We start from the raw sequence: 21,167 nt of genomic DNA, 5'->3' as shown, positions 1-21,167 counted from the left end.
TGCAGCACGAAATCTTCTTTTGTTCTCGGCTTTTTGCGCTTAGATTCCAGTCTCTACCAGCGCGCACCGGACGCTTGTCTGGCGCATATGAAGGAGACAGACCGATGGGACTGACACGATCTTTGAATGTCCTCATGATCTGTGCAGCATTTGCATTTGTTGCAGCGTTGATAGCAGGCGTCATACCGTAGAGAGCGACGCATCAGACCATTACGGCGATACAGGTTTCGAGGATAGACCGGTCTCGCAGGAAACAGAAAGCCCGCCATTTCGGCGGGCTTTCTTTATTCTCAGGCAGGCTCCAGTGCCGCTTCCGTCTTCGGGCGAATGCCAATCATATGGCAGATCGCATAGGGCAGATCGGCACGGTTCATCGTATAGAAATGGAAGTCCTGCACACCGCGCTCGATCAGATCCATGACCTGTTCGGCGGCGATGGCCGCAGCCACGAGCTGATGCGTCTGCGGGTCGTTTTCCAGCCCGTCGAAACGCTCTGCCAGCCAGGCCGGAATATGCGTCGCGGAACGGGCGCAGAAATTCTTGACCTGCTTGAAATTATGCACCGGCAGAACACCCGGAACGATCGGGATATAAATCCCCGCCCGGCGCACGCGCTCGACATAACGCTCATAAAGATCGTTCTCGAAGAAGAACTGCGTGATGGCGCGGGTGGCGCCAGCATCGACCTTGCGCTTCAGCATGTCGATATCGGTCGCGAAATCCGGGCTTTCCGGATGCTTTTCCGGATAGGCGGAAACCGAAATGTCGAAATCCGCAATCTGACGCAGGCCGCCGACCAGATCGGCACCGTTCAGATAACCACCGGTTGTCGGCACATATTTTTCACCAATCCCCGCTGCCGGATCACCGCGCAGGGCCACGAAGCGGTTCACGCCAAGATCGGCGAACTCGCGCACCACGCGGTCGACTTCCTCACGTGTTGCATCCACACAGGTCAGATGCGCCGCAGGTTTGATGTCGGTTTCTTTCAGGATACGCGCCACCGTCCGTATCGTTCGCTCACGGGTGGAACCACCCGCGCCATAGGTCACGGAGACGAATTCCGGTTGCAGCGGTGCCAGCCGTGTGACCGTTTCCCAAAGGCGCTGTTCCATTTCTTCCGATTTGGGCGGAAAGAATTCGAACGATACCCGGGTGGTCTGGCCGACATCCGGTCGGCGGGAAAGACCATAAAAACCCATCACACTGTCTCCGTCATGCTTGATTCATTCGTTGCCGGATCGGCAATGAGAAGACGCGGATCACGTGCAAGCCAAAGCTTGACGGTCAGCCCCTCATCGCCGCTTGCGCCTTTCGGGCTTAATTCCAGCGTCTTTTCAGGCTCAAGGCCCGCTTCCTTCATCCAGCTCAGCATCTGCTCGTCGCTGAAGCCAAGGCGCAAATGCGCGTGGTCTTCGCGCAGGAATTCGAGCGTATGCGGCGCAAAATCGACAATCAGCAAGCGACCGTCCGGGCGCAGTGCACGCGCGCCTTCACGGATTGCCGAAAGCGGATCGTCCAGAAAGTGCAGCACCTGATGGATCGTCACCAGATCGAAGCTTTCGCGTTCGACCGGCAGGGCATAAACATCGCCCTGGCGCACCTGAGCATTGCCGATGGCGGCAAGATCGAGATTGGCGCGTGCCACCGCCAGCATGTCGCGATTGATATCGATGCCGAGACCGCGCGCATAAAGCGGCGCGAAAAGCTCCAGCAGGCGCCCGGTGCCGGTCCCGACATCGAGCATGGCCTGAAACGGCTTTTCGCCGACGATCTTCTTGAGGGCGGTTTCGACCGCATTCTCGGAAACATGCAGCTTGCGGATTTCGCCCCAGCTGCCAGCATTGGCGCTGAAATAGGCCGCAGCTTTTTCCTGACGGCTGGATTTGACCTGCGAAAGCCGCTCCTGATCGCGCTCGACCAGCGCATCAGAGCGGTCGAGGCGCGCCAGCAAGCCACGCGCCAGATCGCCGCTGATCGCATTATCCGCCAGCCGGAAATAGGCCCATGCCCCTTCCTGATAGCGGTCGATGAGATCGGCTTCGCCCAACAGCTTGAGATGGCGCGATACACGCGGCTGCGACTGGCCGAGAATTGTCGTCAGATCGGAAACTGTCAGGTCGCCCCGCGCCAGAAGCGCCAGAATGCGCAGACGGCTTGGCTCTGCCACCGCCTTCAACACATCCACCATCTGATCGAGTTGCAATTGCAAACCGGCCATGTCCTCAGCTCTTCCGTTGCGGCACAACCTTGGCTGCGCTCAAAAACATATAAAGATATGTTTATATGGAAAGGCATTCCTATGCAAGTGCTTTTCATGGCAGAATGAAAGGGAGCTGGGGATTCGTTCACAGCGAATGCGGAAAGGAAAGCGCCATGCGTGCGGGCACAACGCGTCAAAAGGCAATAGCCAAATCGCTCACATTGCTGCTTCCGGCAGTTCCCTATTCGGATTCGGAACCGATCAGAGCGGCGGCTCTCGCCCCGCATATGAAGACGCTGCCGCCGTCCACGGCGGTCTGGCTTGCCACCGTGGCGCATGTGCGCCACGCCCATACGGATTATGATACGCTGCGCGATGACGGATATGACAAGGATTCCGCACGCTTCTTTGTGCTGGACGCGATCAACTCAAAGCTGACGGAATGGCGCGCGACACGGCTTCTGTCGCCGGAAGACGACGAAGCCGTGGAGATGTAAAAACGCCGCCCGGAGGCGGCGTCTTGATCCTAGAGAACCTCGGCCCGTTTAATCGACGGACCCATGCCCCTGCAAATAACCGTGCTTACGCGGGTTCGGCATGAAGATGCTGACCGCAAACACGATGACCATCATGATGGTCACGTACCAGAAGAAGCCGCTTTCCATGCCCTGCTGTTTGAACCACAGCGCGACATATTCCGCCGTGCCGCCAAAGATCGCATTGGCGATGGCGTAGGAAAAACCGACGCCAAGGGCGCGCACTTCCGCCGGGAAAAGCTCGGCTTTCACGATGCCGCTGATGGAGGTGTACATGCTCACCACGGCCAGCGCGATCACGATATAGATGAAAGCCATGGTCGAGCTCTGCACCGAGCCAATCAATGTCATCAACGGGATCGTGGTCAAGATCGAGATGCCGCCAAAGCCGATCATCATGGTCTTGCGGCCGAGCTTGTCGGACAAGGCGCCGAATAGCGGCTGCATGAGCATATAGGCCAGCAGCACGAAGGTCATGGTTTCGCTGGCGGTTTCCTTGCTCATGCCGGCCGTATTGACCAGATATTTCTGCATATAGGTTGTGAACGTATAGAAGGCGAGCGAACCGCCTGCCGTGAAGCCGACAACAACCAGAAACGCCTTGCGATGATGCTTCCAGATGGTGGCGAAGCTGCCGGCAGCCTTGCTGTTGCGGGTTTCTTCCGTGGTGGTTTCATGCAGCGTGCGGCGCAAAAAGAGCGCCACGATGGCCGCGAGACCACCAATTGCAAACGGGATGCGCCAGCCCCAGGCGTGAAGCTGTTCAGACGTCAGCAAGAACTGGAGAAGCACGATCACCAGCACGGCCAGAAGCTGGCCACCGATCAGCGTGACATATTGAAACGACGAGAAGAAGCCGCGACGGCCTGCAAGCGCCACTTCACTCATATAGGTTGCCGTGGTGCCATATTCGCCACCGACCGAAAGGCCCTGCAACAGACGCACGATCAGCAACAGCACCGGCGCCAACACGCCAATCGATGCATAGGTCGGCAGGATGGCGATGGCAAACGAGCCGAAGCACATCATGGTGACGGAAATGAGCATCGATGTGCGGCGACCCAGCTTGTCGGCGATACGACCGAATAACCAGCCGCCAATCGGACGCATCAGAAAGCCTGCTGCGAAAATCGCAGCCGCATTCAAAAGCTGACTGGTCTGATCCTCAGCGGGGAAAAACTGCGACGCGAAGTAAAGCGCACCAAACGAATAAACATAGAAATCATACCATTCGACCAGATTGCCCGAGGCGCTGGCCACAATCGCATAGACGCGACGGCGTGTATCGTGGGCGTCATGCGCCGCTTCGAACTCGCCATTAGCATCGACATGCGTATTTGCATTGCTCATGTTGAAAACTCCCAAAAGCGGATTCTGTTACCCACATCGAACGACAGCGAAAATTTTGGATGAAGCGCAGCGTTATAAGGATGCCTGCTAACTTACTAAATTAGCATCGGTTCCAGAATGCGATCAGACCATAGGAGCAAAATCATTTGCATGCAATCTATTGACTTGTAACCAATAGCAAGGCGGACGATGGCAGTCCGCCCGCCATCATCCACCGCAGTTCTTTGAAATAATTGGAAAAATCATAAATGCGCCCGACCGCTGCCCCGGCGAGCGTCAATCACATCCCCGTGTAGTGGCCGGGTTCGGCATGATTATCGCTTCTCCACAAGCATGAAAATACGCGGGAATCGAAGCAGCACCTTGCCGTCGCGAGTCGTCGGATAGTGCGGGGTGATGCGCTCCTTATAGGCTGCAAGATAGGCCGCCTGCTCGTCCGCATCCAGCGGGTCGAGGAATGGCCTGAGACCCGTGCCCTTGACCCACTCCACGATGGCATCCACGCCCGCCAGCGGGTGATTATAGATCGTGTGCCAGATATCGATCCGCGCCGCATCGCCAGCGAAAGCGTCGTAATAAGTCGCGACCGGCGGCAAAGGCCCCCTGCCCGTCGTGCCGATCTTGGCTGCAAAAGGCGCAGTCTTGGCAACGTCGCGCATCCCGATATGGGTTTGCTCGCCCATATTGTCGGGCATCTGGATCGCCAGAAATGCGCCGGGTTGCATCAAGGACAAAAGCCGCTGCAATTGCTCGATATGGTCTGGCAGCCATTGAAAGACGGCATTGGAGAACAGCACGTCCGTTTCGGCGTCCGGCTCGAAACTGGCGGCATCGCTGATGAAGAACTCGACATCCGGCAAACGCGCCTTCGCCTTGTCGATCATATCCGGCGAGGTGTCGAAGCCCGAAATCTGCGCATCCGGCCAGCGCTCGACCAGAAGCTCGGTTGAATTGCCGGGTCCGCAGCCGATATCCACCACCTTGCGCGGTGTTGCCAGAGGTATCTGCGCCAGAAGATCGCGCGCCGGGCGGCTGCGTTCATCTTCGAATTTCAGATACTGTTTTGCGGACCAGTCTTTCATCGTCTTTCCTTTCATCAAATGAAAAGGCCGGTGCGATGCACCGGCCTTAAAATCATTACCTTGTCAGCGGCTTATACGTCACCCGCTTCGGGTTGACGCTTTCCGGTCCGAGACGACGGACCTTATCCGCTTCATAATCCTCGAAATTGCCTTCGAACCATTCGACATGGCTGTCGCCTTCGAAAGCGAGAATATGCGTCGCCAGACGATCGAGGAACATACGATCGTGGGAGATGATAACAGCGCAGCCAGCATATTTTTCGAGCGCGTCTTCGAGCGCTGCCAGCGTTTCCGTATCAAGATCGTTGGTCGGTTCGTCGAGCAGCAGAACGTTGCCGCCTGCCTGCAGCATCTTGGCAAGATGCACGCGGTTGCGCTGACCACCAGACAGATTGCCGACCTTGGCCTGCTGATCGCCACCCTTGAAGTTGAACGCGCCGCAATAAGCGCGCGAGTTCATTTCAAACTTGCCGAGCTTGATGATGTCGTTGCCGCCGGAAATTTCTTCCCAGACATTCTTGTTCGGATCGAGGTGATCGCGGCTCTGATCGACGTAACCGAGATGAACCGTGTCGCCGATGCGGATCGAACCGGAATCCGGCTTTTCCTGACCGGTGATCATCTTGAACAGCGTCGACTTACCGGCACCGTTCGGGCCGATAACACCAACAATGCCACCGGGAGGCAGCTTGAAGGTCAGGTTTTCGATCAGCATGCGATCGCCAAACGACTTTGTCAGACCTTCCGCTTCAATAACCACCTGACCGAGACGCTCGCCTGCCGGGATCAGAATCTGGGCATCGCCCGGACGCTGGTTTTCCGCAGCTTCGACCAGCTGATCATAAGCCTTGATACGGGCTTTCGATTTGGCCTGTCGAGCTTTCGGGCTTGCCGCAATCCACTGGCGTTCGCGCTCAAGCGCTTTCTGGCGCGAATCTTCTTCACGTCCTTCCTGAATCATACGCTTGGCCTTGGCTTCGAGATAAGCCGAGTAATTGCCTTCGTAAGGAATGCCGCGACCGCGATCGAGTTCGAGAATCCAGCCGGTTACATTGTCGAGGAAGTAGCGATCATGCGTGATGAGCAGGACAGCGCCCTGATATTCGCGCAGATGCTTTTCCAGCCATGCGGTGGTTTCAGCGTCAAGGTGGTTGGTCGGTTCGTCGAGCAGCAGCAAGTCAGGCTTCGACAGCAGCAGCTTGCAAAGCGCAACACGGCGACGTTCACCACCCGAAAGCTTGGTGACATCGGCGTCGGCTGGCGGGCAGCGCAGCGCTTCCATCGCCATTTCAACCTGGCTTTCCAGATCCCAGAGGTTCTGGCTGTCGATGATATCCTGAAGCGCCGCACCTTCGTCGGCGGTTTCATCAGAATAGTTCATCATCAACTCGTTGTAACGGTCGAGAATGGCTGTCTTCGCAGCCACACCTTCCATCACATTGCCGAGGACGGTCTTGTCTGGATCGAGATGCGGTTCCTGCGCGAGATAGCCGCAAGTGGCGCCGTCTGCGAGCCAGGCTTCGCCGGTATATTCCTTGTCGAGACCGGCCATGATCTTGAGGATGGTCGACTTACCGGCACCGTTGGGGCCGAGAATACCGATCTTCGCATCGGGATAGAATGACAGGTGAAGGTTTTCGATAACCTTCTTGGCGCCGTAGGCCTTGTTCAGCCCGGACATATGATAGATGAATTGGCGTGCCATAAAGCGCGTCGTCTCCACTGGTTGGAAAGCGCGGGCGGTCCAAACGAAGCCGAGCCGCGCGGAAATTGCTGACGCGTATGTAGGCCAAATAGTGAGCGGACGCAAACGCCATCACGCAAAACAAATATGCCGATTGAGGCATGGCCCCCGGCAGCACACGCTTCAAAAATTGAGCTTAAAAGAATGAAACCGGGCGCGGATATTTCCGTCACCCGGTTTCCCCTCTGGCCACCGTCCGCGAAAGTTTCCTCCCTTTCATCGGACGGCCTGCAAATGATGGCTTGAATTTCTCTAAATGACGCCTTTTATAACCGTCAAAGCCCCTGTATTTCCCCGTTGAAGCTAGATTTGCCCAGCTTTTCCCGCATTTCAAGCAGAATTTGCACAAAAAAAGCTTTTGCCTAAAATTCCCTCATACAACGTTGTCATGCCTCTTTTAATATCGTGCCCAACCGGGGAATTGACTATTTGCGCGGCATAAAATCAGATGGTGAAATGTCGTTTGAAACCGTCCACCACCTCTCCTTGTCCGACGCGGCGCAACTGCCGTTTCGAAACGCGCTTGCCGACGCACCACGCGCGGTCGTTCAAATCTGCCACGGGCTTGCGGAACATTCCGTGCGCTATCGGCGGTTCGCAGACGCGCTGGCACAGGCTGGCTATCACGTTTATGCGCACGACCACCGTGGACACGGCGTGAATATCGGAACCCATGCACCGAGAGGAATGTTTTCACAAAAGCAAGGCCATGATGTGGCGATCAAGGATGTTCTGGCGCTGAACCGCCATATTCATCTCGAGCACCCCGGATTGCCGGTGGTGCTGTTCGGCCATTCGATGGGCGGCCTGATCGCGCTGAACTATGTGCTGGACCATGCCGACACGGTGGATGCCGCTGCGATCTGGAATGCCAATTTCGACGGCGGCCTTGAAGCCAAAGCCGCTGCCGCGCTTCTTTATATGGAGCGCATGCTGAAAGGGTCGGATGTTCCGAGCAGCCTGCTACCGAAGCTGACCTTTCGTGCATGGGGCCGCTCCATCCCCGGCCATCGCACGCCCTTCGACTGGCTGTCACGCGACCCGGCGGAGGTCGATGCCTATGTCGCCGACCCGCTCTGCGGCTTCGATGCGACTGTATCGCTGTGGCTCGATCTCGTGCACATGACCGCACGCGGCGCGGATGATCGCACCTTCGGCAACATCCCGCGCAGCCTGCCCTTTCATCTGGTCGGCGGCAGCGAAGACCCCGCTACTGCCAAAGGCGCTGCCGTCGCGCGACTGGCGGAGCGGATGCGGCGTATGGGATTCACGCGGGTCACCTGCACGATCCTGCCCGACACCCGCCACGAAAGCCTGAATGAGATCAACCGGGACGACGTAACACAGAAATTTCTGGATTGGCTGGCGGAGACCCTTCCGTCTTCAACCATGTCCAGTTAAAAAGCGGCTATTATCTTCTGTATCGAGCTCGGCTCACGATTTCTTGAAGCATCTTGGCTTCGCCGGGTATTCAGTGCTAGAGCATCGGCCCCGAAAGTGATTATCGGTTTCGGGAAAAGCCGATGCTGATCAAAAAACTAGCGCGGCTTGCGCGATATCGGGGCTCCGAACAGCAAAAGGGGAGCCTGCGCTTGAAGAATAGCGCAAGGAACGAAGGAACACTCTGCGTGGAAACACCGACAATTTCTGTGGTCATCCCCTGCCGCAATGAGGCGGACAATCTCGCCTTTCTGCTGGATGAGGTGGATTCCGCGATGCAGGGCCGCGCCTATGAAGTGATTGTCGTCGATGACGGCTCGACGGATTCGACCAGCGACGTCATCGCCCGGCGCATCCATGCGGGCAAGCCGCTGCGCCATCTGCGCCATGACCGTTCATCCGGCCAGAGTGCTGCGGTGCGTTCCGGTGTTTTTGCCGCGCGCGGCAAGATTGTGGTGACGATGGATGGCGACGGCCAGAACGACCCGGCCTATCTGCCGGTTCTGGTCGATGCGCTGGTTGAGGCGGGCGAAGGCTATGGCATTGCCGCTGGCCAGCGTCTGAAGCGCACCGATACCAAACTGAAGCAAATGTCGTCCCGCTTCGCCAATAATCTGCGTGGCGCGATCCTGAAGGACAAGACGCGCGACTCCGGTTGCGGCCTCAAGGCGCTGCATACCCACCTGTTCCGTCAGTTGCCGTTCTTCGACGGCTGGCATCGCTATCTGCCGTCGCTGGCGCTGCGCGAAGGTTTCGATGTCGTGCATGTGGATGTGGTTGACCGCGAACGCCGCCATGGCAAATCCAATTACGGCATCCTTGATCGCGGACTGCGTGGCATACTCGATCTTTACGGCGTCTGGTGGCTGCGCAAGCGCCGCAAGGTCGTGCCGCGCGTGACGGAGATTACCCATGACTGATATTTTCAACAGCCTGTCGCAGTGGCTGCACGAAGTCTTCATCGCGCAGTGGGATGGCTGGATCGTGCTCGGCTTCGTAGCACAGGCCTGTTTTACCATGCGTTTCGTGGTGCAATGGCTGGCTTCCGAAAAAGCCAAACGCAGTGTCATGCCAGTGGCGTTCTGGTTTTTCTCGCTGTTCGGCGGCGCATTGCTGCTGATCTATGCGGTCCAGCGCAAAGACCCGGTCTTCATTGCTGGCCAGGGTTTCGGCCTGCTGGTCTATGTCCGCAATCTCTGGCTTATCGCCAATGAAAAGAAGCGGATCGTGGCGAGCGATTAACTCGCCCCGAGATCAGCTTTTCAGCTGGCGCCCTACCGAACGGTAGTCGAGGCCAGTATCGGCGATGTCTTCCGCCTTATAGACATTGCGCAAATCGATCAGCACGTTGCCAGCCATCGCTTTTGCGACGCGCTTCAGGTCCAGCGCCCGATAGGCGTTCCATTCTGTCAGAAGCGCCACCACGCCAGCCCCTTCCGCTGCCTCATAGGCCGAGTTGCACCAGATCACATCCGGCAGAACGGCCTTGGCGGCATCCATCGCCTCGGGGTCATGCGCGCGCACCGAAATGCCCGCCTTCTGGATCGCGGTCACGATATCCAGGGCCGGAGATTCGCGAATATCGTCGGTATTCGGCTTGAACGCGATGCCCAGAACCGCAACCGTCGCAGCGCCGCTTTCCTTCGCTGCGGAAACGATCCGCTCCGCCATCGACTGCTTGCGCGTTTCGTTGATGGAAATCACTTCCTCGATCAGCGATTGCGGCGCGTCGTAACGTTTGCCGGTGGCGGCAAAAGCACGCGTATCCTTCGGAAAGCATGAGCCGCCGAAGCCCGGTCCCGCATGGAGGAATTTGGAGCCGATGCGGTTATCCATGCCGATGGCGCGTGCAACTTCCTGCACATTGCCGCCGGTCTTCTCGCACAAATCCGCCACCTGATTGATGAAGGTGACCTTCATGGCCAGAAACGCATTGGCGGCATACTTGATGATCTCGGCATTTTCGAGCGAGGTGACGACCATCGGCGTCTCGCGCAGATAAAGCGGGCGATAGAGGCGCTGCATCGCAGCCTTGCCACGCTCGTCCTCAACGCCCACCACAACGCGGTCGGGCCGCATGAAATCCTCGATGGCCGAGCCTTCGCGCAGGAATTCCGGATTGGAAACCATGGAGAAAGGCACACCGGGGCGTGCTGCGGCAATACGGTCGCGGATACGCGCATTGGTGCCGACGACGACTGTGGACTTGATGACAACAACGGCGTCGGGCTTCATCGCTGCCGCGATTTCATCCGCCGCTGCCTCGATATATTGCAGGTCCGCCTCGCCGTCGCCGCGCCGCGACGGCGTGCCGACAGCGATGAAGATTACATCGGCATCGGCCACGCTTGTCGCAAGATCGGTGCTGAAATCCAGCCGTTCGTCACGGATGTTGCGGGTCAGAAGTTCATCGAGGCCCGGCTCAAAGATCGTTACCTTGCCCGCCTCAAGGCGTTGGATGATCGACGGGTTCTTGTCGACGCAGGTGACGTGGAAGCCGAATTCGGCAAAACACACGCCCGAAACCAGACCCACATAGCCCGTTCCGATCATCGCCAGCTTCATATGTTCAGTCCTTCAGTTTGGCTTAGAGCCACTTGTCGTAGTCAGAGACCAGCAGATGCAGCGGCTTTTCGTTTTCTTCAATATTCGAAAAGCGGCCAATCGGCTCGCGGAAAATATTATCGGTGAGGTCGTCATTGACAGTCGAAACTTCACCAATCAGCACGTCGCCGCCCTCGCCCCAGAAAGCATGCCAGTTGCCGGGCAGAAGCGTCACGCTTTCACCGGGCGACAGTTTCAGATGCGCGCCCGCCTTCTGCGTCACAAGACGGCCGTCGGTCGCGACCGTAACATCGGAATGCTCATCCACACTGCCGTCCGGCAGCGAATTGAACAGTTCCAGCACCAGCGTGCCGCCACCGCGATTGATGATATCTTCAGCCTTCACCACATGGCGATGCATCGGCGACAGCTGGTTCTCGCGCGAGATCATGATCTTTTCGGCATAAAGCATGCCGCCGCCGCGCTTCAGGTCATCGGCATTGCCGTTGCGTGTCGTAAACAGGAAAAGGCCTAGGTCCTTGAACTTGCCTTGACCGTAATCCGTAATATCCCAGCCCAGACGCGCATCGCGGATGGCTGCGGCATCGCTGCCGGTTCGCTGCTTCAGCTCTTCCGGGGTCCAGTAGGCAAAGGGCGGCATGACATAGCCGAATGAGCGGATAAACGCATCGCTTTCGCGGATAATATCATTGATTTCTGAGCGCTTCATGACCTCTGGGCCTCCCATGGAATGAAACAGTTTCTGTCTGGTTCGTGTGGTAACTATCTTTTCGGCCTGTTGGCAATCCCGGAAATGCTTTGCATGTCAGCTGTCACGCATATTTGCTGTCCTGACTGCCTGCCGCAAAAGCGACATTTTGGCGTGTCGTCTTTACGCGAAATCCATGTCGCATCCCAATGCGCGTTTAGGACATTTCAGTGATTGAATCATGACAACGGAAGCCAGTTCGAAATCCGAAACGGAAGCGAACAAGCCATTGATGTAGCGGCAAAAGCCGGGCTTCTGGAAGGCTAAGGGAACACCGGATCAGGCCAAGGTCGCTGGGAGAACAGCAAATGCCGATCCTAACGAAGATGAAGCAAGGGTCGTGATGATGGACGTTCGCAATAAAGTGCTGGGGGAAATGCTGGGGCTTTTGTCCGGGCGCGACCCCAATTTCAGCCTGGAGCAGAAGTTTTACACCGATCCGGATTTTTACAAGCTGGATCTGGAAAACATCTTCTATCGTGACTGGCTGTTTGTCGGCCATGATTGCGAGCTGCCGAAGACCGGCTCCTACATGACCGTGCAGGTTGGCGCCTATCCGGTCGTCATCGTGCGCGATGCGCAGGGCGGTATCCGTGCCTTCCACAATTCCTGCCGTCATCGCGGCTCGCGCATCTGCTCTGCCGAGAAAGGCACGGCGGCGAAGCTCGTCTGCCCCTATCACCAGTGGACCTATGAGCTGGACGGACGCTTGCTCTTCGCGCGTCAGGTTGGCCCGGATTTCAAGCCCGCCGAATATGGTTTGAAGCAGGTGCATTGCGAGACGGTCGCAGGCTATATCTATATCTGCGTCGCCGACGAAGCCCCGGATTTCACCGCCTTCCGCAATCTGGTCGAACCCTATCTCGCGCCGCACAATATCAAGGACGCCAAGGTCGCTTTCGAAAGCTCGATCATCGAAAAGGGCAACTGGAAGCTGGTCTGGGAAAACAATCGCGAGTGCTATCACTGCGCCGCGAACCACCCGGAACTCTGCCGCACCTATCCCGAAGCGCCATCGGCGACCGGCGTTCAGGGTGTGATGGAAGACCCGGAAATCAACCAGCTCTGGAAGAACTGCGCCAGCGCCGGCCTGCCGGCAGAATTCAAAATGTCCGAAGACGGTCGTCATCGCATCACCCGCATTCCGCTTCTGCGCGATGCGGTAAGCTATACAATGTCGGGCAAGGCCGCCGTCAAGAAGCCGCTGAGCGATCAGGTTGCAGGCGACACCAATATCGGCGCGATGCTGCTCTTCAATTATCCGTCCACCTGGAACCATCTGATGGCCGACCACGCCATATCGTTCCGCGTTTTGCCGATCAGCGCTGAAGAAACCCTCGTCACCACCAAGTGGCTGGTGCACAAGGATGCGGTTGAAGGCGTCGATTATGATCTGGACGAACTGACCCATGTGTGGATACAGACCAATGATCAGGATCGGCAGATCGTCGAGGAAAATGCCGTCGGCATCCGCTCGCCCGCCTATCAGCCCGGCCCCTATTCGGTCGAGCATGAAGGCGGCGTGATGCAGTTCCTCGAATGGTACACCAATACGATGACGCCGCGCCTCAGCGGTGAAACGGCCAAGCTTAGCCGCGTGGCCTGATCGGCATAGACCGAAATACGAATTGAGAAGCGAGAAGGCCATGCAGCCTCTGAAATATCTGGACGAGATGCTGCCGTGGAACGACAGGCTGCAAATGCTGGAATGCATTTCGGCCATCGAAGAAGCGCCGGATGTGATGACCTTCTCGTTCAGGACCGAAGAAGGCAACTGGTTCCGCTATACGCCGGGCCAGTTCGTCACGCTGGAACTGCCGCTGGAGCGGGCGGACGGTCTTGGCCCTGTGCTCAGAACCTATACGCTGTCATCCACGCCATCGCGGCCCTACCATATTTCGGTGACGGTCAAGGCGCAGAAGGACAGCATCGGCACCCGCTGGATGCTCGACAATCTGCGCCCGCCGATGAAGATCAAGGCCTACGGGCCGAATGGCGACTTTTCGCTCGCCAATCATCCGAGTGAAAAATACCTGTTCATCTCGGCTGGTTCCGGCATCACGCCGATGGTTTCTATGACCCGCTGGCTGTTCGACTGCGCTCCTGGAACCGACATAGCATTCATCAATTGCGCCCGTACACCGGACGACATTATTTTCCGCAAGGAACTGGAACTGCTTTCCGGTCGTATGGATGCGATGCGGCTCGCCTTCATTGTCGAGCAGTCCTCCGCCCGGCATGTCTGGCCGGGCCTGCACGGTCGTATCGACCGGGCGCGGCTCGAATTGCTGGCGCCGGATTTCCAGCATCGCAAGGTCTTCTGCTGCGGCCCCGAGCCGTTCATGAACGGCGTGCGCGGATTGCTGGAACAATCCGGCTTCAACATGGCCAATTATCATCAGGAGAGCTTCCAGCCCGCGAGCGAAATCTCGTCGGTGCCCGTGCCGAGCGCACTTGCGCCCGCCTCACCTGCCGCAGTTGCCGCCCCTCCGGCAGCGCCAGCCGTGGCTGCGGCCAGCGTGGTGTTCAGCCTTTCGGGCGTCGAAGTGGAATGCACCGAAAACGACACCATCCTGCTTGCCGCCCGCAATGGCGGTCTGAAAATACCGAGCGCCTGCGAATTCGGCATTTGCGGCACCTGCAAGGTGAAATGCCTCGGCGGTGAGACGGAGATGAACCACAATGGCGGCATTCGCGACGATGAAATCGCGGAAGGCTACATTCTCGCCTGTTGCAGCCGTCCGCGCGGTCGCGTGGAGATCGACGCTTAATCACAGTATCTGAATCAAAAAGCGGCAGGCCGCGGCGAAAATGGTGATTTCGAGAACCGGAGCGCAGCGTACATTTGGGTACGTGAGCACCAGAAGCGTAGAAATCGCCATTTGCAGTCCTGCATGGCGGCTTTTGGATCAGATACTTAAGCCTTCTTCAGAAACTCGGTCCTCAGCACCAGACCCTTGACCTGTTTGGTGCTGCAATCGACTTCGGCGGGATTTCCGGTCAGGCGAATGCCCTTGACCATCGTGCCGCGCTTCAGCGTGGTCGAGGTTCCCTTGACCTTCAGATCTTTGATGAGCGTGACGGAATCGCCGTCATTCAATTGCGTGCCGTTGCTGTCGCGCGTGATTTCGTCTGTCATGGTGATCCCTGCCTTTACTGTCACTGTTAAGCGCGGTCCCTAGCACCCTTCTCCATGTTATACCAGAACGCGCATATTCGCTGGTCTCAGTGAAACGGGCTGATTATAGTCGCGGTGAAAAAGCTGAAAATGAAGCAGGTGCGCTTATGATCGGTCATGCCCTTATTGTCGTCGATGTTCAGAATGACTTCTGCCCCGGCGGCGCGCTGGCTGTCGCGCATGGCGATGAAATTCTGCCCGCCGTTAATCGACTGATCGAGGAAAGCGAACACGTCATTCTGACGCAGGACTGGCACCCTGCCGGTCATTCGAGCTTCGCCTCCACCCATCCCGGAAAAGCGCCCTTCGATATGGTGGACATGTCCTACGGGCCGCAGACACTGTGGCCGGATCATTGCGTACAGGGCACGCGCGGGGCGGAATTTCACCCTGCCCTGCAATGGACGCGCGCACAGCTCGTCATTCGCAAAGGCTTCCGTTTCGGCATCGACAGCTATTCGGCTTTCTTCGAAAACGATCGTGAAACACCGACCGGCCTTGCCGGGTATTTGCGCGAGCGCGGCATCGGTTCGCTGACGCTTGCGGGTCTCGCAACCGATTTCTGCGTTGCCTATTCCGCGCTTGATGCCATAGCACAAGGTTTTCAGGTGCGTGTGCGGCTCGATGCCTGTCGTGGCATCGACCTCAACGGCTCCATGAGCACCATGCTGGAGAAGATGAAGCAGGCTGGCGTCGAACTGGTCGATGAGCCTGCCTCAGCCGCGCATTTACTCTAGCTCTCCATCGGGCATGACCACATAGATCAGCACGGCGATAATGGTGATGAAGAAGCGGAAGGCCGATTCGATGCCGTTCCACGTCTGCGACATCCACATGCCGAACCACTCGCCGCCCACCGATATGAAGCCCACCTGCCAGACCAGAAAGCCGAGCGAAAGCCCGGCAATGGCCCATTTCTTGGAGCGATTGAAGCTGGCCGCGCGATCCGTGAGCCGCCCCAACATGGCGAAAGCCCCGATCCAGCACAGGATGGCGGTCAGCGTTTCAGCCGCGATGATCAGAATATAGCCCGCATGATGCAGGGTGGGATTGTCGATAGCGCGATATTTGATCGTGGCATCGGGAAAGATCGTATCCATCATCAGAACATGCTGGACGAAGGCGAAATTGCTGCCGTAATCGGTGATGTTACCGAAAGCGACCAGGGTTGCGAAGAAGGCGATTGCCGCCACGAAAGCGGTCTTGCTCAAGCGAGTAACGATCATGGGTTCCCCTCGATGGTTCTGTCGATTCGGCCAAATCGGCTACCGGCAAACCATATCATCCAGGGCAATAAAAAAGGCGGCATAGGCCGCCCTTTTTGTCATTGATGTCATTGCTTAGTGACCTATGACCTCTTCGCTGTCGTCCTGCCAGTGCGGATTGAGCCGGTTATAGCGCAGCGACGACATGAAGGAGAGGCCGATCAGCACCGCACCGATGAGGCCGGTAATGACTTCCGGTATGTGAACCAGCGTCTGCACATACATCACTACCGCCAGAACGAGGATGGCATAGAACGCGCCATGTTCCAGATAGCGGTATTGGCCGAGCGTCTTGCGCTCCACCAACATGATGGTGAGCGAGCGCACATAAAAGGCGCCGATGCCAAGGCCGATCGCGATGATGAAGAGGTTGGTCGTCAGCGCGAAAGCGCCGATGACGCCGTCAAACGAGAAACTTGCATCAAGCACTTCCAGATAGATGAAAGCGCCAAGACCACCGCGATGGACCATGTCGATCTGTTCCTGCGTGGCGTCCAGCACCTCGCCTAGTCCCTCAACCGCCAGGAAGGTCAGAAGACCAAACAGGCCAGCAACGAGGAATGTGTGCGAATGAACAGCATCCAGTTGGTAGGAGAAGAACAAGATCAGCGCGACGGCAACGCCGATTTCAACGCCCTGCACGGACGCGAATTTCGACATGCGGCTTTCGATAGCCTTGATCCAGTGCACATCCTTCTCGACGTCGAAGAAATATTTCATACCGACCATCAGCAGGAACGTGCCGCCAAACGCAGCAATCCCGGTATGGGCTTCCGCGATCACACGGGCATATTCATTCGGCTGCCAGATGGCGAGTTTGAGCGCTGAAATCGGGTCCGTCCACATGGCCACCGCAACGATGGCCAGCGGGAAAATGATGCGCATGCCGAAAACGGCGATGATGATGCCCCATGTCAGGAAGCGATGCTGCCATTCGGGTGTCATGTCACGCAGAATGCGCGCATTCACGATGGCATTATCGAAGGAAAGCGAAATCTCAAGAACGCTCAGCACGGCGCAGATGATGAAAACGGAGACCATTCCCCCGAAAGTGCCGGTCATCTCGTATCCGAGCCAGACAGCAGCTGCGAGACCCACGACTGTGAAGATCATGGGCCATGTAAAATAGCGTAGGGTGGCCATTGCAAACCGTTTTATTGTTTTCACTAAAGACAGAGCCCTTCCCGACGCCGGTCAAAATCACGACGTCGTTCCCCGGATGGGCTATTGCCTTATGTAAGAGGCGTCAAATCGCCAAACAAGGGAAACAACGGCAAAATTTTGTTCATGTGGCGGAAAGACGCCGGACGCGAACGATCCCGCGATTTTACTTTTCATATTCTCAAATTCTTCAACAGGCCTATCTATAAAGTCTCGGGCGGAATCTCCCTGAAGCGGGGCAGCTTCAAACAATATCAAAGATCGATGAGGGCAATTGCACAATGGTGATTCCTGAAGAGCTCCAACGCCGGATAGAAAAAAGCCTCGCGGATGGCGGCTTTACACCGGCGGAAATGCTGCTGCGCCGCGCGCACCGTCTGGCTCTGGACAAGACAAACGGTTCGGGCGCAGCCGCTGATACGATGCTCAAGGAAGCCGGCTTGAGCATTCGCGCCGACGATCTTTCCGCAGTCATTGAAAAGAAACCGTGGCTTCTCGAAGTCATCCTTCAGGGTGTCAATCGCAAGCCCGGCGACACGGGCGATCATCACTAAACAAAAAGGCATAACAACGTTTTTAACGCGCTTTTCTTCGCCAGCCCCCGCCCTATATCGATCTCGGGGCGTTGCAACGCCGATCCGTTCCGATCCCGCATTGAAACGAACATCAGGGGCCATTCCATGCCGACATTGAAACGTTCTTTTGCTGCCACATGCACCGCATTGCTTGTGGCGGGCAGCATGATTGCTGCTCCTGTCGCCGAGGCATGCACGCGCCTCGTCTATCACGGTGCCAATGACCAGATCATCACGGCCCGTTCCATGGACTGGAAGGTCGACGTGGCGACCAATCTCTGGATTTTTCCACGCGGTATGAAACGCTCCGGTGAAGCCGGGCCGAATTCCGTGCAGTGGCAATCCAAATATGGCAGCGTCATCGCCTCCGGCTATGACATTTCAACCACGGACGGCCTCAATGAAGCGGGGCTTTCGGCAAGCGTGCTGTGGCTGGTGGAATCGGAATATCCGCCCTTCGATGAAAAGCATCCAAGCCTCAGCATCGCCGCCTGGACGCAATATGTCCTCGACAATTTCGCAACTGTCGATGAAGCGGTCAAAGCGCTGAGCGACAATCCGTTCAATGTCGTGACCGACAAGGTGCCAGGGGAAGATCGCCTCGCCACGCTACATCTGGCCATGTCGGATTCCAGCGGCGACAGCGCCATCATCGAATATATCGACGGCAAGCAGGTCATCCACCACGGCAAGCAATATCCGGTGATGACCAATTCGCCGACCTTTGACCAGCAGCTGGCGCTCAACGCCTATTGGAAGGATATCGGCGGCACCGTGATGCTGCCGGGCACCAACCGCGCCGCCGACCGCTTCGCCCGGGCTTCTTTCTACGTGAATGCCATTCCGAAAACGGAAGATCCGGTGAAAACCATCGCCAGCGTGTTCAGCGTGATTCGAAATGTCTCGGTGCCGTTCGGCATCAGCACGCCCGATCAGCCGAATATTTCATCGACCCGCTGGCGCACCGTGGCCGACCACAAGCGCAAGCTCTATTTCTTCGAATCCGCACTGACACCGAATACATTCTGGATCGACCTCAACAAGGTCGATTTTTCGCCCGAAACCGGCAAGGTGAAGAAGCTCGATCTCGGGCCCGACCAGACCAACACCTTCTCCGGCATGGCCAACGATCAGTTCAAGGAAACCGAACCGTTCAAGTTCCTCGGACTTTGATGGAACTCCAAGGCCCCGCCCAATGGCGGGGTCTTTCTTTACTGAGGCTCCGGTCAGCAGCCATCGACGCGCTGAAGCGATGCCGAAAGGCCGATCAGCGAGAATGTGTAGCGCGTCTGCGTGCCACGCGCTGAAACCGCCTGCACATTGACCGCCTTGCCTGCACGCATTGCCTTTATAATCCGCGTTTCATCGGCGACATTTTCCGCCCAGGCGCGATTGCCTTCACTGAAGAAAGGAAATGCTGTGCCATCCACCATGACATTCACGGCTTTGTCTGCCTTGAGATCATAGCCCATGACAAGCTGCGGGCTGTACTGTCCGCTCGACTTGGAAATAATGATGAAATTATCGCCGTGCCTGACATCTACGGGATGAAATTTAACCGGAACCGTCAAAGCATAGCATTTGTTACCGGGCAGATCAGTGTTCTGATAAACGCCCCAGTCCTTGAATTCTCCGATATAATTCGTCTTTGCCGTAGCCACGAGAGAACTCGCCACCAACCCTGCCAGTGCTAACGCAACGGTGGTTGCATTTTTCCTCATCGCCGAAAACCTCCATAATATTGCAAAATCACGCATGTTAAAAAATTATAACATTGCGTTACTATTTCCTTAACAAAGACCTAAAAATTTGTTGAAAATTTGAGAATAAGAATCCGCAATTCAAACAGGGCACAGCAGCGCGATATCAGCCCGGCAGACAGAACAATGGATATGATCGGGAAATGACGGGCGAAGCAGCACGAACGTGGTCGGCGCGCGGCTTTCGAAACACGAAAGCCGATCTGCAAGTCTTTGCTTTTAAAGGAAATGGTGGGCCCGGAGGTTGTGTAATTATCAAGCAATTTCTGTTAGTTAGATGCCCCGCACCCACCAATTCGCCCACTTTGATTTGATTTGATAATTTTATCGACACCCCGCACCAACCTTTCGCTCAAATCGAAGGGTTGAAACTTGCCAAGTTGGCAGATTTGAAAAGCGTCACGGTGACGGATTTGCGCTCCCCCGTTTTGGGGAACATGGCGGACAAGTTGTCCGTTGCGGGTCCAACCGCCGTTGGTGGATGAACAGTCTACCGAGGGCGAAGTGGGAATTTCCCATAATATGGGCCAGAACCATATTTGAATGCCGGATATTTCGGCATCTAAACGGTCGCCCAAACTGGCAGGGTCGCGACGTATTTCGTCGGAACCTCACATCGTACGAATTTCGTCTGATGATCTGCGTCTCCTTAACGGAGATGCAGATGCCCGTGAAGGTATCAACAATTCGGTGATACCTTTTTTCCGAAACTGGAAAAAACCCTTTCCTCCAGAATTGGAGAAAAGTCCGATGCGCCCAAATCTGGTCGCATTAGGTATGCCCAAATCTGGACACACCCCCTTTCGCTCAATTTTGGGCGGGTTGTCGAATTTATGCGTAGTTTTCGCGCAGGGGTGGTATATTGATTTCCTTGCACGCAATTAGGTGTGCTCGATCATTAAGATCGGAACAGATCATGCCCGTGCATATTGGCAAGATGCCGCAGGTAACAGTGGCTGTTCGTCCGCGCCACGATGACAACCACGCTGCTAGCAAACGTGAACTCAAGCGCGCGCAGCAGCAGATGGTCGTGACATCAAAAGATTGGACCAAGCTGGCGAATATCCTTCGGCGGGCACATGGCGGGTTTTCGCATACGCGATCACCACGCCGCGACCGTTGATTACCCTTTCGGTGCCATTCAAATCAGATTAAACGTTAGGATGCCACATGCCTGAGCGGATTATTCGTCCTCGCGAGGTCGGAGATTATCAAGATCGCGGTGCTGACTGCCAGGATGCAGTTGTTGATGATGTGATCGAATTGATTGAAAGTGCCAAAAAGGCTGGCTGGAGCGAGATGGAGGCAGCGGTAGCTGTCGGAATAATCGCCAGAAGGCTTGTCAGGGATCAAATGACCCTCGTCATAGATAACGAGCAAACGTGAGTTGCAGCATGGCAACTCCAGGTTTACTTTTCTGACCAAATGGGTAGAATTTAACTGTCCCTTTTGGGAGGGGACCAGTCGCTTAACCCCGCGCGGTTTTCGTTGCGGGGTTCTTTTTGTCATCTAAAAATTACATTTAGTAAAATAGCGGCCCTAGTCCTTCAGTCCAATCAT

At 56.5% G+C, this 21,167-nt stretch carries 23 protein-coding genes; 11 read left to right on the top strand and 12 right to left on the bottom strand.

Going from position 1 to position 21,167, the window contains the following annotated elements:
• Positions 1-290: 290 nt before the first annotated feature.
• Positions 291-1,202, bottom strand: coding sequence for a methylenetetrahydrofolate reductase [NAD(P)H] (gene metF / locus WIX40_RS00575; protein WP_339437957.1), 912 nt, complete (start codon positions 1,200-1,202; stop codon positions 291-293).
• On the bottom strand, positions 1,202-2,221 hold the full coding sequence (locus tag WIX40_RS00570) for an ArsR/SmtB family transcription factor (RefSeq protein ID WP_109369430.1): 1,020 nt from the start codon (positions 2,219-2,221) through the stop codon (positions 1,202-1,204). The genes metF and WIX40_RS00570 overlap by 1 nt, the downstream gene beginning before the upstream one ends.
• A gap of 155 nt (positions 2,222-2,376) precedes the next feature.
• Between WIX40_RS00570 and WIX40_RS00565 the strand changes: the two genes are divergently transcribed.
• Positions 2,377-2,700 carry a DUF2293 domain-containing protein gene (locus WIX40_RS00565; RefSeq protein ID WP_109369431.1) on the top strand — a complete coding sequence of 108 codons (324 nt, stop codon included), beginning with the start codon at positions 2,377-2,379 and terminating at the stop codon, positions 2,698-2,700.
• Positions 2,701-2,748: 48 nt separating this feature from the next.
• Here the strand turns inward: WIX40_RS00565 and WIX40_RS00560 are convergent, their stop codons facing one another.
• The 3 genes from WIX40_RS00560 to ettA form a co-directional block, all read right to left on the bottom strand.
• Complete coding sequence (locus WIX40_RS00560; protein WP_109369432.1) at positions 2,749-4,089, bottom strand: MFS family transporter; 1,341 nt, start codon at positions 4,087-4,089, stop codon at positions 2,749-2,751.
• Positions 4,090-4,403: 314 nt separating this feature from the next.
• Positions 4,404-5,171, bottom strand: coding sequence for a trans-aconitate 2-methyltransferase (tam, locus tag WIX40_RS00555; protein WP_339437954.1), 768 nt, complete (start codon positions 5,169-5,171; stop codon positions 4,404-4,406).
• A gap of 55 nt (positions 5,172-5,226) precedes the next feature.
• Complete coding sequence (gene ettA / locus WIX40_RS00550) at positions 5,227-6,876, bottom strand: energy-dependent translational throttle protein EttA (protein ID WP_121536424.1); 1,650 nt, start codon at positions 6,874-6,876, stop codon at positions 5,227-5,229.
• 495 nt (positions 6,877-7,371) lie between these two features.
• On the opposite strand from ettA, the gene WIX40_RS00545 reads away from it, so the two are divergent.
• The 3 genes from WIX40_RS00545 to WIX40_RS00535 all read left to right on the top strand — a co-directional run bounded on the left by WIX40_RS00545 (position 7,372) and on the right by WIX40_RS00535 (position 9,597).
• Positions 7,372-8,316, top strand: coding sequence for an alpha/beta fold hydrolase (locus WIX40_RS00545; RefSeq protein WP_339437952.1), 945 nt, complete (start codon positions 7,372-7,374; stop codon positions 8,314-8,316).
• Between the two features lie 227 nt (positions 8,317-8,543).
• Positions 8,544-9,275, top strand: coding sequence for a glycosyltransferase family 2 protein (locus WIX40_RS00540; RefSeq protein WP_339437950.1), 732 nt, complete (start codon positions 8,544-8,546; stop codon positions 9,273-9,275).
• The gene (locus WIX40_RS00535) at positions 9,268-9,597 is read left to right on the top strand and encodes a lipid-A-disaccharide synthase N-terminal domain-containing protein (RefSeq protein ID WP_339437948.1); all 330 of its coding nucleotides are present in this window, start codon (positions 9,268-9,270) and stop codon (positions 9,595-9,597) included. The genes WIX40_RS00540 and WIX40_RS00535 overlap by 8 nt, the downstream gene beginning before the upstream one ends.
• A gap of 12 nt (positions 9,598-9,609) precedes the next feature.
• Here the strand turns inward: WIX40_RS00535 and WIX40_RS00530 are convergent, their stop codons facing one another.
• Complete coding sequence (locus tag WIX40_RS00530; protein ID WP_339437946.1) at positions 9,610-10,920, bottom strand: UDP-glucose dehydrogenase family protein; 1,311 nt, start codon at positions 10,918-10,920, stop codon at positions 9,610-9,612.
• Positions 10,921-10,942: 22 nt separating this feature from the next.
• Positions 10,943-11,629: a D-lyxose/D-mannose family sugar isomerase gene (locus tag WIX40_RS00525; RefSeq protein WP_109369439.1), complete on the bottom strand. Its 687-nt coding sequence runs from the start codon at positions 11,627-11,629 to the stop codon at positions 10,943-10,945.
• Positions 11,630-12,014: 385 nt separating this feature from the next.
• Here WIX40_RS00525 and WIX40_RS00520 point away from each other — a divergent pair, with 385 nt between their 5' ends.
• Positions 12,015-13,274 (top strand): aromatic ring-hydroxylating oxygenase subunit alpha, encoded by a 1,260-nt coding sequence (locus WIX40_RS00520; RefSeq protein WP_109370267.1) that lies wholly within the window; start codon positions 12,015-12,017, stop codon positions 13,272-13,274.
• A gap of 40 nt (positions 13,275-13,314) precedes the next feature.
• Positions 13,315-14,439, top strand: a complete 1,125-nt coding sequence (locus tag WIX40_RS00515) for an FAD-binding oxidoreductase (protein ID WP_109369440.1) — start codon at positions 13,315-13,317, stop codon at positions 14,437-14,439.
• A gap of 146 nt (positions 14,440-14,585) precedes the next feature.
• Here the strand turns inward: WIX40_RS00515 and WIX40_RS00510 are convergent, their stop codons facing one another.
• The gene (locus WIX40_RS00510) at positions 14,586-14,807 is read right to left on the bottom strand and encodes an alkylphosphonate utilization protein (RefSeq protein WP_121536434.1); all 222 of its coding nucleotides are present in this window, start codon (positions 14,805-14,807) and stop codon (positions 14,586-14,588) included.
• Between the two features lie 146 nt (positions 14,808-14,953).
• Between WIX40_RS00510 and pncA the strand changes: the two genes are divergently transcribed.
• Positions 14,954-15,583, top strand: a complete 630-nt coding sequence (gene pncA / locus WIX40_RS00505) for a bifunctional nicotinamidase/pyrazinamidase (protein WP_339437944.1) — start codon at positions 14,954-14,956, stop codon at positions 15,581-15,583.
• Here the strand turns inward: pncA and WIX40_RS00500 are convergent.
• On the bottom strand, positions 15,575-16,072 hold the full coding sequence (locus tag WIX40_RS00500; protein ID WP_121536438.1) for a DUF2165 family protein: 498 nt from the start codon (positions 16,070-16,072) through the stop codon (positions 15,575-15,577). The two genes, pncA and WIX40_RS00500, sit on opposite strands and share 9 nt — an antisense overlap.
• A 114-nt stretch (positions 16,073-16,186) precedes the next feature.
• On the bottom strand, positions 16,187-17,254 hold the full coding sequence (locus tag WIX40_RS00495; protein WP_109369444.1) for a DUF475 domain-containing protein: 1,068 nt from the start codon (positions 17,252-17,254) through the stop codon (positions 16,187-16,189).
• A 299-nt stretch (positions 17,255-17,553) separates the two neighbouring features.
• Between WIX40_RS00495 and WIX40_RS00490 the strand changes: the two genes are divergently transcribed.
• Positions 17,554-17,826, top strand: a complete 273-nt coding sequence (locus WIX40_RS00490) for a hypothetical protein (protein ID WP_339437941.1) — start codon at positions 17,554-17,556, stop codon at positions 17,824-17,826.
• Here WIX40_RS00490 and WIX40_RS00485 read toward each other — a convergent pair.
• Complete coding sequence (locus tag WIX40_RS00485; RefSeq protein WP_339441082.1) at positions 17,823-18,014, bottom strand: hypothetical protein; 192 nt, start codon at positions 18,012-18,014, stop codon at positions 17,823-17,825. The genes WIX40_RS00490 and WIX40_RS00485 overlap by 4 nt on opposite strands.
• Here WIX40_RS00485 and WIX40_RS00480 point away from each other — a divergent pair.
• Complete coding sequence (locus tag WIX40_RS00480) at positions 18,013-19,020, top strand: linear amide C-N hydrolase (RefSeq protein WP_371834111.1); 1,008 nt, start codon at positions 18,013-18,015, stop codon at positions 19,018-19,020. The genes WIX40_RS00485 and WIX40_RS00480 overlap by 2 nt on opposite strands.
• 53 nt (positions 19,021-19,073) lie before the next feature.
• On the opposite strand, the gene WIX40_RS00475 is transcribed toward WIX40_RS00480, so the two are convergent.
• Complete coding sequence (locus WIX40_RS00475; RefSeq protein WP_109369447.1) at positions 19,074-19,568, bottom strand: invasion associated locus B family protein; 495 nt, start codon at positions 19,566-19,568, stop codon at positions 19,074-19,076.
• A 955-nt stretch (positions 19,569-20,523) separates the two neighbouring features.
• Between WIX40_RS00475 and WIX40_RS00470 the strand changes: the two genes are divergently transcribed.
• Together WIX40_RS00470 and WIX40_RS00465 are read left to right on the top strand one after the other, a co-directional pair.
• Positions 20,524-20,730 carry a hypothetical protein gene (locus WIX40_RS00470; RefSeq protein WP_339437938.1) on the top strand — a complete coding sequence of 69 codons (207 nt, stop codon included), beginning with the start codon at positions 20,524-20,526 and terminating at the stop codon, positions 20,728-20,730.
• Between the two features lie 47 nt (positions 20,731-20,777).
• Positions 20,778-20,993, top strand: a complete 216-nt coding sequence (locus tag WIX40_RS00465) for a hypothetical protein (RefSeq protein WP_319080719.1) — start codon at positions 20,778-20,780, stop codon at positions 20,991-20,993.
• The last annotated feature ends 174 nt before the right edge of the window (positions 20,994-21,167 follow it).

This window comes from Ochrobactrum teleogrylli (genome assembly GCF_037482325.1).
Taxonomy (GTDB): Bacteria; Pseudomonadota; Alphaproteobacteria; order Rhizobiales; family Rhizobiaceae; genus Brucella; species Brucella teleogrylli.
This window is presented reverse-complemented; position numbering and strand designations above follow the sequence as displayed.